Below are 12,023 nucleotides of genomic sequence, written 5' to 3'. Positions count from 1 at the left end.
GTATCCTGCACCAGCGACCGCGACGATCCCTCCGATCCGTCGAATCCGGTTGAACTGGCCGGGGCGCGAGACTATTTTGCGCCCATAATTCCAATGGCAGAAGGACCGAAGCCATAGCCCGCAGACCCCACAACGCCCCGCCGCAACGCGATACGGGCCCCCGTGTGAACGACCGCATCCGCGCGCCGGAAATCCGTCTCATCGGCGCAGACGGCGAAAACGTCGGCGTCGTGACGCCCGCCCGCGCCCTCGCCATGGCGGAAGAAGCCGGGCTTGATCTGGTCGAGATTTCGCCCAACGCGGAACCCCCGGTCTGCAAGATCATGGACTTCGGCAAGTTCAAATACGAACAGCAGAAGCGTGAAGCCGAGGCCCGCAAGAAGCAGAAGATCATCGAGATCAAGGAAATCAAGTTCCGTCCCGGCACGGACGACCATGATTACAACGTCAAGATGAAAGCGGTGCTGAAGTTCCTTGGCGAAGGCGACAAGGTGAAAATCACCCTGCGCTTCCGTGGCCGCGAAATGGCCCACCAGGAACTTGGCCTTGAACTGCTGAACCGCGTCGCCGCAGACGTGGTGGAGGCTGGCAAGGTCGAATCCATGCCCAAGCTGGAAGGCCGTCAGATGGTCATGATGATCGCGCCCAAGTAAGCGGGACTGACCGGCAGAAGAAACAGCGGGGGCCTTCCGGCCCCCGTTTTGCTGTCAGCGCTACCCGGTTTACTCCGACGGCGCCTCGCGCAGGCGGCCCCGAGCGGCGATTTCCTTCAGAAGACCGCCGACGCCCATCCGGGCAATGTCAGCCGCCCCGACCGGCAAGCCGCAGATCACCCGTTCCAGCACCCAGTCCGCCCCGTTCAGCGCAGGCGAACGGGCACAGCCCGGCAGGCCGATCACCGGGCGGCCATGAAGCGCGCCAATGAACAACAGGTTCCCCGGATCGACCGGCATGCCATACCGCTCCAGCCGCCCGCCCGCCGCTACCAGCGCGGCGGGGGCGACATCGGCGGGATCAGATGTGGCCGAGGCGGTGAGGATGAACAGGATCTCCGCATCCGTTTCCGCCAGCGCGTCGGTCAATGCCCCGGCCAGAGGCGCGGTCCGGTGCGGGACGATGCAACGCGGTGCCAGTGCCACACCCAGCCGCCGAAGCCGCAGCGCCAGCGCCTCGCGCCCCTTGGGGGCTGGCGGCTCTGCGCCGGGCAGCGCCGTCTCGATCAGCGCCGCCCGTGTCAGCACGGGGGGGACCAGCCGCAAGGCCCCGGCTGCATGGGCACAGGCCGCCTCCAGCGCGGCTTCGGGCACGGCGTAAGAGATGATCTTGACGGTCGCGACCATGCTGCGCGGCTCTGCCCGCGCCAGATCGGGCAGTGTGGCCAGCGTGATCATCGGATGCACCGCATTCAGCGCGTCGATCCGCGCGACATCGGCACGCAACAGCCCAGGCCCGGTGGCATGAAGGTTCACCCGCCCCGTCGCCGCCCCGCCACCGCGCAGGCCGCCCGCCCCGGCCAGCAGCGCCTCCGCCAGCCGGGCCGCCGCCGCATCCTCGCCGATTTCGCCGGTGTCGGGGCGAGCCACGATGACCTCGGACAGCCCCGCCGCCGCCAGACGCGCCAGCGCCATCGCATCCAGCCGGGCGCCCTTGGGCAAAGGCCCATCCGCCGTATCCACCCGATGCGCCAGAATGGCGCCCTCAGCCTCGGTCAGTGACACCGGCCCGAACTGCATCAGCCCTGCCTCAGAACCTGGGTGATCTCGGCCATGACCGAAACCGCGATTTCCGCCGGGCTTTTCGCCCCGATCGCCAGACCGACAGGCGCATGGATGCGCGCAATCTGGCCCGCGTCAAACCCGGCAGCCAGCAGCCGTTCCACGCGTTTCGCATGGGTGCGGGTCGAGCCGAGACAGCCCAGATAGAAGGCCGGGCTGCCCAGCGTGGCGCGGATGGCCGGGTCATCCAGCTTGGCGTCATGCGTCAGCGTCACAACCGCCGTCCGCGCATCCAGACCAAGCGCCGCCAGCGCCTCGTCCGGCCAGTCGTCACGGATCACCTCGCCGGGAAAGCGCGCGGCGGAACCGAAGGTTTCGCGCGGGTCGATGATGCTGACGTCATAGCCGCACAGCCGCGCCATCTGTGCCAGTGGCTGCGCGATATGCACCGCCCCCACGATAGCCAGACGCAGGCCGGGGTTGTGAATGGCGATGAACCAGCCGTCCTCCTCTGGACCGGAGCGGTCGGCACGCATCCGGGTGGCGACCGCGGCCGACAAGGCATCGCCCGGCCCGTCGACCAGACGGCGTTCCCAGCTTTCCAGATGCACGGCATAGGCCAGGGCGCGGCGGGTTGCGCGGGCAGCAACGATTTCGGCCAGCATGGCCTCGGGCAGCGCGACGCCCACGGGTTCCAGCAGGATACGGATGGTGCCGCCACAGGCCAGACCCACGGCAAAGGCGGTGTCGTCGCTGACCCCGAAGGTCAGGAGCCGGGGCTTGCCGTCGCGCAGCGCCTCCTCCGCCTCGGCGATCACCGCGCCTTCGACGCACCCGCCAGAGACGGAACCCATGATCGCACCCTGCCCGTCAATGACCAATTGCGCACCGGGCTGGCGCGGCGCCGAGCCCCAGGTTTCAACCACGGTGGCCAGAACCGCACCGCGCCCGCCGCGATGCCAGTCAAGCGCGATTTCGGGAATCTGATCGTGCCGGAATTCCATGCTGCCCTCCCGCCTGTGGCCCAAGCTAGCCCCAGCACGGGGTGGCCTGCCATGCGACGAAGGTGCCACAGCCACGCGCGCGCCGCAGCAAAAAAGCAGGCGCCGCAGGGGGGAGGCCCGGCGGCGCCCGGTGTCCGGCTTCGGAGCATTGCCGGGCAGGCCCGCGCGGAGAACAGGGAGAACCCGCGCAAAAGCAAAATGGCAGGGCCGAAGCCCTGCCACCTTGATTTTGGTCAAATTGTCCTGCCTCAGTTCGAGGCAAGTTGACGCATCAGCGGCGAGATCATCCGCACAACAGCCCGGCGATTGCGCGGCTCGTCTCCGGCAGAAGCGATGCGCAGCTCGCCCTCGCCATAGCCCTGCACAACCATGTTCTCTGCCGGAACGTCGAAGTATTCGGTCAGCGCCAGCGCCACGCTTTCGGCGCGACGGTCCGACAGCGCGAGGTTATAGGCAGCATCCCCCACCGCATCCGTATGACCTTCGATCAGGAACATCTCGCCGGGGTTTTCCTCGATCATCTGGGACATGAACTCTCCCAGTTGCGACAGCTTTTCCGCCTCCGAAGGCCGGATCGCGGCAGAGCCGGTTTCGAAGGTGATGTTGTCGACATCCACGGTCGGCGCCAGCGCCCGCACCTCCGGATAATCGCGGATCTGCGCAAGGCTGAACGAACGTCCCGCTTCCGCCGCGCGCAGGCTCAGCATGCGCGCACGCAGCGCCGCATCCTCGCCCGAGGTCGAGATGGCAAGACCCGGCTGCGGCTTCGGCAGACGCGTCACGTCCACTTCCTGCACGCGGTCGCTCAGATCGTCGATCAGCAATGTCTGGCTGCCATCGAGATTGATGCGCGCCCGGCGCAGCACCCGGCCCGAGGCATCGCGGATGGTGATGATCTGCGTGCCATCGGCGCGATCCACCGTGGTGCGGGTCGAGCCATCGCGATAGGTTTCGGTGCGCACATTGCTGCCCGGTTCGCGGATCAGCGCGTCATCATCCTTCAGCACGACATAATCGCCATAGCCCCGGTCAACGACCACCCGGTCGCCGGTGTTCGACACGACCTTGTTGCCGTTCTTCAGCAGCGTCCCGACGGCCAGCGCGCCAAGCGCCAGAAGCCCGGCCTTTTCCAGTTTCGAGAGGCCACCACTGTCTTTCTTGGCGGTCTGCTGGTCACCGATCACCGGCGTGTCATAATCCCGGCTGGCGTCGCGGCGATCCTCGCGTGTTACGCGGGATTCCGTGACCTGCGGGCCATCATCCCCGGAACGCGGCGCGCCAGAGGGCACCAGAGCCGCCTCGGGCTTTTCGGGCTTCTTCGAATTCCGGCGCTTCTTGGTGCCATCCTTCTGCGTGGTGTCGGCCTGCTGCGCGGCGGGTTCCGAGCCGAGCACATCGAGAATCGCCTGGTCCTCTTCGGCACGCGGCTTGCGCGGCTTGCGCGGCTTCTGTTCGGCAGGGGCGGTATTGGCGGTGTTGACCGACGTATCGGGCGCCAGCGTCGGCGCATTGTCGTTGTCCGAGCTGCGCGGCGCGCCGCTGGGCACTTTCACCTGCGGCTCCTCGACCGGCGCGACGGCTTCGCTGCGCGTGGGTGCCTTCGGGACTACCTTGTCCTTCTTGTCGTCTTTCTTCTCTTTCTTCTCGGCCTTCTTCTCCTTTACGGGCTTGTCGGCCTTCTTCTCCTTGGCGGGTTTCTGTTCCTCAGCCGCCTTTTTCTGCTTCTTCACCGGCTCATCCGCCGCCTTCTTCTTGGCAGGCGCCGCATCCTGCTCGGCAGCAGCTTTTTTCTTCTTCGGCTGCTCGGCGCCTTCGCCGTTCTTGCGCTCAGGCGAGCCGCCACCGAATTTCTCGAAGGCGCGCTTCTCGCAATTCGCGGGGTTCTTTACCACGATGCAGTTGGCGCCATCCGGGCAGGCCGTCTTCTTGTCGGGCAGGCAGACCACGGTCTGCCCCTGGACCTGGACACGGGTCTGCGCGCTCAGGGCTGCGGGATTGATGCCAGCCAGAGCGACGGCCAGTGCCGTCGTGCAGTTCAGAATACGGTTCATGCCTATCCTCTTTCGATTCTTTGCGGTGGGCCAAAGGGCAACCACCTGCACCGGAGATGGTTCCCTGTAGACAAAAATCCCCGCTGATATGCCATATCATGCCACCGACAGCCCCTGACAGGCGGGAATTCCGGCAACTCCCCGGAAGTTTGCTTGCGCCAAAGCACAATCCTGTGTAAGGACGCCCATCCTTCCGCATGACCCATGAACCGGCGCAGCCTCTCGTGGACGGGCCGCGGAAGGCGAAAAGGCCCGCCCTATGAAATGCGCCTATGATACGGAGCTTACATGCCTCTCTACGAGCATGTCATGATCGCGCGTCAGGATCTGTCCAACGCGCAGGCCGAAGGTCTCATCGATCATTTCTCCACGGTCCTCGCGGACAACGGCGGCAAAGTCGTTGAACACGAATACTGGGGCGTCAAAACGATGGCCTACAAGATCAACAAGAACCGCAAGGGCCACTACGCCTTCCTGAAATCGGACGCGCCCGCCGCTGCCGTGCAGGAAATGGAACGCCTGATGCGCCTGCATGACGACGTGATGCGCGTGTTGACCATCAAGGTCGAAAAGCACGCCGAAGGCCCGTCGGTCCAGATGCAGAAGCGCGACGAGCGCGAGCGTGGGGACCGTGGCGATCGCGGTGACCGTGGGGACCGTCCGGAAGGCGAACGTGGCGAACGCCGCGAGCGCAGCTTCGGCGGCGACCGTCGTCGTTGATCTGACAGGGAAAGGACCATCATCATGGCGAACAAACCCTTCTTCCGCCGTCGGAAAGTCTGCCCCTTCTCGGGCGACAATGCCCCGGCGATCGACTACAAGGACGTGCGTCTGCTGCAACGCTACATCAGCGAGCGTGGCAAGATCGTTCCGTCGCGCATCACCGCCGTCTCGGCGAAGAAGCAGCGTGAACTGGCCCAGGCCATCAAACGCGCCCGCTTCCTCGCCCTGCTGCCCTATGCCGTGAAATAAGGAGATACTTCGATGCAAGTCATCCTTCTTGAGCGCGTGGCCAAGCTGGGCCAGATGGGCGATGTGGTGAAGGTGAAGGACGGCTACGGCCGGAACTTCCTGCTGCCGCAAGGCAAGGCGCTGCGCGCCACCGACGCGAACATCAAATCCTTCGAGGCCCGCAAGGCGCAACTCGAAGTGCAGAACCTGGAAACGAAGAAAGAAGCCGAAGCCGTGGGCGCCAAGCTCGACGGTCAGGCGTTCATCGTCATCCGTTCGGCTTCGGATTCCGGCGCGCTCTATGGTTCCGTCACCACCCGTGACGTGGCCGATGCGGCGACCGAGGGCGGCTTCACCGTCGCGCGCGGTCAGGTCGTTCTGGATCGTCCGATCAAGGATCTGGGTCTGCATTCGGTGACCGTCGTTCTGCACCCCGAAGTTTCGGTGCGCATCACGATCAACGTCGCCCGTTCGGCCGAAGAAGCCGAACTGCAAGCCTCGGGCAAGTCGATCCAGGAACTCGCAGCCGAAGCGGAAGCCGCGGCCGAGTTCGAGATCGCGGAACTGTTCGACGAAGTGGGCGCTGCCGCTTCGGACGAGTGATCCGACCGACAGAATGGAAAAGGCCGCGCGGGTTCCGCGCGGCCTTTTTCTTTGCCTCAGGCGATAGGGTCCGAGGTCACCACCTCCTGCCCGTCGCGGATCGCAGTATAGAAACACGACCGCCGGTTGGTGTGGCAGGCGGGTCCGATCTGATCGACCTGCATCAACAGGCAATCGCGGTCACAATCCACCCGCAGCTCCACCAGCCGCTGCACATGGCCCGAGGTCTCGCCCTTGGCCCAGAACCCCTGACGCGAGCGGGACCAATAAGTCACCTGCCCGGTTTCCAACGTGCGCTTCAGGCTTTCGGCATTCATCCAGGCCATCATCAGCACCTCGCCCGTGGCATGGTCCTGCGCGATGGCCGGGATCAGACCGTTCGCATCATACTTTAGGCCAGCCGGATCGAATGGCATCGGCGCCTCCTTTGCATTGCCGCAGTTGCAGGTCTATCTATGCGGGGACAGCGGCGGAGAAAAGCGATGAGCGACAGCGATCTTGTGAAACTCTATTCCGGCCGGATTCTGGCCCTGGCCGCCGACATCCCGCATCTGGGCCGCCTGCCCGCGCCACAGGGCAGCGCGCGCCGCCGCTCGCCGGTCTGCGGCTCGACCATCACGGCAGATGTGGTGATGCGGGATGGCCGCGTCGCGGAATTTGCGCAGGACGTGAAGGCCTGCGCACTGGGTCAGGCCTCGGCCGCCGTGGTGGGCGGTGCCGCCATCGGCCGCAACCGGGCTGAGGTTGAAGCTGCGCGGGACGCGCTGCGCGCCATGCTGAAGGACGGGGCGCCACCGCCTTCGGGCGCTTTCGCCGGGTTCGAAGTGCTGTTGCCCGCGCGGGATTACAAGAACCGCCACGCTTCGATCCTGCTGGCGATCGAGGCGCTGGCAGAGGCCATCACGGCGGCAGAGGCCGCATAAAAAAAAACCGCCGCAGTCATGCTGCGGCGGTGAGTGGCGTGTCTGGCAGGCAGGTGCGTCGGGGACAGTGACGCGGGCATCGCTTGGGGTCGATGCGCCCTTAACAGACCGCAGGCAGTGAAAAACCGGCAGTGTCAGCGGCTCAGGCAAGGCCTGGCAGATTCAGGCCGACAATCAAGAGAACGAACAGCGAGACCGCCCCGGCGGCATCCTCCAGCAAAGTTGCGCGGGAGCGGGTGATGATGGCTTTGACTTCCTTCAGCATCGGAACCTCCTGTCGTTTGTTCCATTATTGTTCTCACATGATTCACATCCTGTAAAGAACTTTTTGAGAACATCCGTGAACATAAAGAGAGAACGCCAGAGCGCGCCCCAGGGTTCCAACACAGAAAGGCGAGCTCAACCCACAGAAATCAGCCTGATCGCCCGATCCTGATCTAGCAGCCACAGCAGCAGGCGCACCGCCCGGCCGCGCGGGCTTTCCAGCTGCGGATCTTCAGCCAGCAGCCGCCGCGCATCACTTTGTGCAATTTCCATCAGCGCCGATTGCCGTTCCAGATCAGCGACCCGGAACCGTGGCAGGCCCGATTGCGCCGTGCCAATCAGATCGCCGGCGCCACGCATCGCCAGATCTTCTTCGGCAATACGAAAACCGTCCTCGGTATCGCGCAACGTGGTCAGCCGCCGCTCGCCGCCCTCGCTCAGCGGCGCCTGATACATCAGCAGGCAAGTGGATTCCGCCGATCCGCGCCCGACCCTGCCGCGCAGCTGGTGCAACTGCGCGAGGCCAAAGATCTCGGCCCGCTCGATCACCATGATCGAGGCATTGGGCACGTTCACCCCCACCTCGATCACCGTCGTGGCCACCAGAACGCTGATCTCCCCGGCGACAAATCGCGCCATCGCCGCGTCCTTCTCGGCGGGTGGCATCTGGCCATGCACAAGGCCGACACAATCGCCAAGGGCGGCGCGCAGATGTTGAAACCGCGCCTCGGCGCTGGCGTAATCGACCGTTTCGCTGTCTTCCACCAGCGGACAGACCCAATAAGCCTGCCGCCCTTCGGCCACCGCGCGCGCCAGATGCGCCACCACCTCATCCAGGCGCTGCGTCGAGACCATCACCGTCTTGACCGGCTTGCGCCCGGCGGGCTTTTCATCCAGCACCGACACATCCATGTCACCATAGCTCGCCAGTGCAAGGCTGCGCGGGATCGGCGTCGCGGTCATCACCAGCACATCCGCCGCCGCCCCCTTTGCGCCCAGCTCCATCCGCTGCGCCACGCCGAAACGGTGCTGTTCGTCGATCACCGCCAGCCGCAGGTCATGAAACTGCACATCCTTCTGGAACACGGCATGGGTGCCGACCAGAATGTCCGTCTCGCCCTCGGCCAGCGCGCGCAGCTTCGCCGCACGCTCCGCCCCCTTGTCGCGCCCGGTCAGCAGGTCAAGCCGCACCCCGGCCGCCTCGGCAAGCGGTCGCAGCCCCTCCAGATGCTGCCGGGCGAGGATCTCGGTCGGCGCCATCATCACGCCCTGGCCGCCCGCCTCCACCGCGACCAGCAGCGCCATCAGCGCGACCAGCGTCTTGCCCGCGCCGACATCGCCCTGCAACAGCCGGTTCATCCGCAGGCCAGAGGCCATATCGGCCGCGATCTCGCCCACGGCCCGACTTTGCGCCCCTGTCGGTCCATAAGGAAGTGAATCCAATACCTTGCGCTGCAAAACCCCGGTTCCGACCGAGGCACGCCCCTTACCGCGCCGCGCCCGCATCCGCGCCAGCGCCAGAGTCACCTGATGGGCAAACAACTCATCATAGGCCAGCCGCGCCCGCGCCGCAGCTGCAGGCGCCAGATCGGCGGCACTTTCCGGCGCATGTACGGCCTGAACTGCCGCGTGCCAGTCCGGCCAGCCCTCGCGTCGCTTCAACGGCCCGTCGATCCATTCTGCCAGCTCTGGCGCCCGCGCCACTGCCGCCTGCGCCGCTTTGGCCAGAACCTTCTGCGTCACGCCGGCGACCAGCGGATAGACCGGCTCGAACTCTGGCAGATCGCCCGCTTCTTCAGGCCGCAACACATGATCGGGGTGGACCATCTGCGCGATGCCGTCGAACAGCTCCACCCGGCCAGAAACGATCCGGCGCTGCCCGGTCGGCAACAGCCGCGACAGGAAATCGCCGCGCGCATGGAAATAGACAAGCTGGAATTCCAGCGCCGAATCCTTCACCGCCACACGATAGGGCCGCCCTTTCTGGCGCGGCGGAAAATGGCTGCCCACCGTCACCTCGACCGTTACCACCGCAGGCGGCACCACATCACGGACCGAGGCGCGGCGGCTGCGGTCCACCCCGGAATGCGGCAGAAGGAACAGCAAGTCCTTCGGCCGTTCAACCCCCAGCCCGGCCATCGCCTTCGCCGTCTTGGGGCCGACGCCTTCCAGCGTCTCCAGATCGGCAAACAGCGGGAAAAGCTCGGGCGGGCGGCTCATCCGGCGGCGCCCGCCAGGGCCAGCCATTCCTCCTCGTCAATCACCCTTACGCCGAGTTCCGCCGCCCGCGTGGCCTTCGAGCCGGCACCCGGACCAGCCACCAGCAGATCGGTCTTGGCGCTGACCGATCCCGCAACCTTGGCCCCCAGCGCCTCGGCCCGCGCCTTGGCCTCGGCCCGAGTCATCTTTTCCAGCGTGCCGGTGAACACGACAGTCAGCCCGGCAACCGGGCTTTGCGTTGCGCGGGCTTCGGGCGGTATGATCTCGGCCAGCTCTGCCACCAGATCCTCGACCGCCTGACGCTCATGCCCGCCCGCCGCAAGCGTGGTCACCAGAGAGGTTGCCAGAACTGCGCCAACCCCTTCAATCGACAGCATTTCCTCCCATGCCGCGCGCGCCTCGGGGCTGGCTTCCGCCATGATCTGCGCCCGCGCCTTCGAAACCTCGGCCCGGCGACCTGCTTCAGCCGCCGCCGCGCGCTCTGCCACCTCGGCCTCATCCGCTTTCAGGTGCAGGAGCGCAGCCGGATGCGCGGCGTCGATGGCCTGCGCCAGCCCGGCCCAACTGCCGTAATGCCGGGCCAGATCCTTGGCCGCGACCTCGCCCAGATGGCGGATGCCAAGCGCGAAAAGGAAGCGTTCAAATGCGATGCGGCGCCGGTCGTCGATGGCTGCGAACAGCTTTTCGGCACTGCGCTTCCCGAACCCGTCGCGGTTCGCCAGTTTCGCAAGGTTGCGGGTGTCCCGGTCCTGAAGGGTGAAGATATCGGCAGGCGCACGCACCGGCAGCAGATCGTCGGCAAAGAACATCTCGATCTGTTTTGCCCCCAGGCCCTCGATATCGAAAGCACCACGACTGACGAAATGCTTCAGCTTTTCAATGGCCTGCGCAGGGCAGATCAGGCCGCCCGTGCAACGGCGGACCGAATCGCCCGGCTCCCTGATCGCGGGGCTGCCACATTCGGGGCAGGTTTCGGGGAAGGTATAGGGCGCGGCCTCTTCGGGGCGCTGCGCCAGATCGACATCAGCCACCTTGGGAATTACATCCCCCGCCCGATAGACCTGCACCCAATCACCGATGCGGATGTCCTTGCCATCACGGATCGGCGCGCCCGAGGAATCGCGACCCGCGATATAATCCTCATTATGCAGCGTGGCGTTGGAGACGACGACGCCGCCCACCGTCACCGGCGTCAGCCGCGCGACAGGGCTCAGCGCGCCGGTGCGACCAACCTGAATGTCGATCGCCTCCAGCCGCGTCCAGGCCAGTTCGGCGGGGAATTTATGCGCGATGGCCCAGCGGGGGGTTGCCGCGCGAAACCCGAGCCGCCGTTGCAGCGCCAGATCGTTGACCTTGTAGACGACACCGTCGATGTCATAGCCCAGAGTCGCGCGCTGTGCCTCGATGCTGCGATATTGCGCCAGCATTTCCTCGACCGTCAGGCAGAGCCGTGTCAAAGGGTTGGTCCGAAACCCAAGCGCCGCCAGCCGCTCGATGGCGCCGGACTGGGTTTCCGACAGAGGTTCCGACAGCGCCCCCCACGCATAGGCAAAGAAGCTGAGCGGACGCGAACGGGTGATCGTTGCATCGAGTTGCCGAAGCGAACCGGCGGCGGCATTGCGCGGGTTGGCAAAGGTTTTCTCACCCGCCTCGGCCGCGCGTGCGTTCAACGCGGCGAAATCGGCGTGGCGCATATAAACCTCGCCCCGCACCTCCAGCACATCGGGGGCGCCGATCAGCCGGTGCGGAATATCGGCGATTGTACGCGCGTTTTCGGTAACATTTTCTCCCGTTTCGCCATCACCGCGCGTTGCCGCCTGCACCAGCACACCGCCCTCGTAGCGCAGCGATAGTGACAAGCCATCGATCTTTGGCTCGGCAGTGAAGCTCAGCGGCCCTTCATGGCCCAGATAACTGCGGATGCGGGTCACGAAATCCGTCACATCCGCATCCTCGAAGGCATTCTCAAGGCTGAGCATCCGCACTTCATGCCGGACCTTGCCAAAGCCTTCGGCCAGCGGGGCGCCAACCTGATCCGAGGGGCTGTCGGCACGTTTCAGCGCCGGGAACTGCGCCTCGATCTCCAGGTTTCGGCGTTTCAGCGCATCGTAATCCGCATCACTGATCTCGGGTGCGTCCTGCCGGTGATAGGCTTCATTCGCCCTGGCAATCGCCTCGGCAAGCCGGGCCAGTTCGGCCTGAGCTTCGGCTTCGGTCATACGATCGACAGGCTGATCTGTGGCCATGTTCCCCTCCGGCTTTGCGCCAGATTTAGGACGCCAGCCCCTCAAG

12 protein-coding genes are annotated in these 12,023 nt (G+C 65.5%); 5 read left to right on the top strand and 7 right to left on the bottom strand.

Annotation, left to right across the window (positions count from 1 at the left end):
- The first annotated feature begins 164 nt into the window (after positions 1-164).
- Positions 165-653 (top strand): translation initiation factor IF-3, encoded by a 489-nt coding sequence (gene infC, locus C8N34_RS14915; protein WP_229825139.1) that lies wholly within the window; start codon positions 165-167, stop codon positions 651-653.
- A gap of 69 nt (positions 654-722) precedes the next feature.
- Here infC and C8N34_RS14910 read toward each other — a convergent pair whose 3' ends face one another.
- The 3 genes from C8N34_RS14910 to C8N34_RS14900 form a co-directional block, all read right to left on the bottom strand.
- Positions 723-1,733, bottom strand: coding sequence for a molybdopterin-binding protein (locus C8N34_RS14910; protein ID WP_108129471.1), 1,011 nt, complete (start codon positions 1,731-1,733; stop codon positions 723-725).
- Complete coding sequence (locus C8N34_RS14905) at positions 1,733-2,719, bottom strand: XdhC family protein (RefSeq protein ID WP_108129470.1); 987 nt, start codon at positions 2,717-2,719, stop codon at positions 1,733-1,735. Before C8N34_RS14905 ends, C8N34_RS14910 begins: the two co-directional genes overlap by 1 nt.
- Positions 2,720-2,967: 248 nt before the next feature.
- Complete coding sequence (locus tag C8N34_RS14900; RefSeq protein WP_108129469.1) at positions 2,968-4,770, bottom strand: OmpA family protein; 1,803 nt, start codon at positions 4,768-4,770, stop codon at positions 2,968-2,970.
- Positions 4,771-5,058: 288 nt separating this feature from the next.
- Here C8N34_RS14900 and rpsF point away from each other — a divergent pair, with 288 nt between their 5' ends.
- The 3 genes from rpsF to rplI are packed head-to-tail and all read left to right on the top strand — an operon-like array spanning position 5,059 to position 6,324.
- Positions 5,059-5,490: a 30S ribosomal protein S6 gene (gene rpsF, locus C8N34_RS14895; RefSeq protein ID WP_108129468.1), complete on the top strand. Its 432-nt coding sequence runs from the start codon at positions 5,059-5,061 to the stop codon at positions 5,488-5,490.
- A 24-nt stretch (positions 5,491-5,514) separates the two neighbouring features.
- Entirely contained in the window at positions 5,515-5,742 is a 228-nt protein-coding gene (gene rpsR, locus C8N34_RS14890) for a 30S ribosomal protein S18 (RefSeq protein WP_023666208.1), read from the top strand.
- A gap of 12 nt (positions 5,743-5,754) precedes the next feature.
- Entirely contained in the window at positions 5,755-6,324 is a 570-nt protein-coding gene (gene rplI / locus C8N34_RS14885; protein ID WP_054304426.1) for a 50S ribosomal protein L9, read from the top strand.
- 56 nt (positions 6,325-6,380) lie between these two features.
- Here the strand turns inward: rplI and hisI are convergent, their stop codons facing one another.
- Complete coding sequence (hisI, locus tag C8N34_RS14880; RefSeq protein WP_054304427.1) at positions 6,381-6,740, bottom strand: phosphoribosyl-AMP cyclohydrolase; 360 nt, start codon at positions 6,738-6,740, stop codon at positions 6,381-6,383.
- Positions 6,741-6,806: 66 nt separating this feature from the next.
- Between hisI and C8N34_RS14875 the strand changes: the two genes are divergently transcribed.
- Positions 6,807-7,247 carry an iron-sulfur cluster assembly scaffold protein gene (locus C8N34_RS14875; protein ID WP_054304428.1) on the top strand — a complete coding sequence of 147 codons (441 nt, stop codon included), beginning with the start codon at positions 6,807-6,809 and terminating at the stop codon, positions 7,245-7,247.
- A 142-nt stretch (positions 7,248-7,389) separates the two neighbouring features.
- Here C8N34_RS14875 and C8N34_RS27170 read toward each other — a convergent pair whose 3' ends face one another.
- From C8N34_RS27170 to ligA, 3 genes are all read right to left on the bottom strand, one after another.
- The gene (locus C8N34_RS27170) at positions 7,390-7,512 is read right to left on the bottom strand and encodes a hypothetical protein (protein WP_255349808.1); all 123 of its coding nucleotides are present in this window, start codon (positions 7,510-7,512) and stop codon (positions 7,390-7,392) included.
- A gap of 134 nt (positions 7,513-7,646) precedes the next feature.
- The gene (gene recG / locus C8N34_RS14870) at positions 7,647-9,731 is read right to left on the bottom strand and encodes an ATP-dependent DNA helicase RecG (RefSeq protein ID WP_108129540.1); all 2,085 of its coding nucleotides are present in this window, start codon (positions 9,729-9,731) and stop codon (positions 7,647-7,649) included.
- Positions 9,728-11,977 (bottom strand): NAD-dependent DNA ligase LigA, encoded by a 2,250-nt coding sequence (ligA, locus tag C8N34_RS14865; RefSeq protein ID WP_242013804.1) that lies wholly within the window; start codon positions 11,975-11,977, stop codon positions 9,728-9,730. Before ligA ends, recG begins: the two co-directional genes overlap by 4 nt.
- Positions 11,978-12,023: the final 46 nt, after the last annotated feature.

The organism is Gemmobacter caeni (assembly GCF_003054195.1).
GTDB lineage: Bacteria > Pseudomonadota > Alphaproteobacteria > Rhodobacterales > Rhodobacteraceae > Gemmobacter > Gemmobacter caeni.
Note: the sequence above shows the minus strand (reverse complement) of the source record. Positions and strands in the feature narration are given on the sequence as shown.

Excerpts from the sequence above, each read along its gene's own strand:
- C8N34_RS27170 (WP_255349808.1), bottom strand. The coding sequence starts at position 7,512 with ATGCTGAAGGAAGTCAAAGCCATCATCACCCGCTCCCGCGCAACTTTG.
- C8N34_RS14900 (WP_108129469.1), bottom strand. The coding sequence starts at position 4,770 with ATGAACCGTATTCTGAACTGCACGACGGCACTGGCCGTCGCTCTGGCT.
- rpsR (WP_023666208.1), top strand. The coding sequence starts at position 5,515 with ATGGCGAACAAACCCTTCTTCCGCCGTCGGAAAGTCTGCCCCTTCTCG.
- rpsF (WP_108129468.1), top strand. The coding sequence starts at position 5,059 with ATGCCTCTCTACGAGCATGTCATGATCGCGCGTCAGGATCTGTCCAAC.
- hisI (WP_054304427.1), bottom strand. The coding sequence starts at position 6,740 with ATGCCATTCGATCCGGCTGGCCTAAAGTATGATGCGAACGGTCTGATC.
- recG (WP_108129540.1), bottom strand. The coding sequence starts at position 9,731 with ATGAGCCGCCCGCCCGAGCTTTTCCCGCTGTTTGCCGATCTGGAGACG.
- rplI (WP_054304426.1), top strand. The coding sequence starts at position 5,755 with ATGCAAGTCATCCTTCTTGAGCGCGTGGCCAAGCTGGGCCAGATGGGC.
- C8N34_RS14875 (WP_054304428.1), top strand. The coding sequence starts at position 6,807 with ATGAGCGACAGCGATCTTGTGAAACTCTATTCCGGCCGGATTCTGGCC.
- C8N34_RS14910 (WP_108129471.1), bottom strand. The coding sequence starts at position 1,733 with ATGCAGTTCGGGCCGGTGTCACTGACCGAGGCTGAGGGCGCCATTCTG.
- ligA (WP_242013804.1), bottom strand. The coding sequence starts at position 11,977 with ATGGCCACAGATCAGCCTGTCGATCGTATGACCGAAGCCGAAGCTCAG.
- C8N34_RS14905 (WP_108129470.1), bottom strand. The coding sequence starts at position 2,719 with ATGGAATTCCGGCACGATCAGATTCCCGAAATCGCGCTTGACTGGCAT.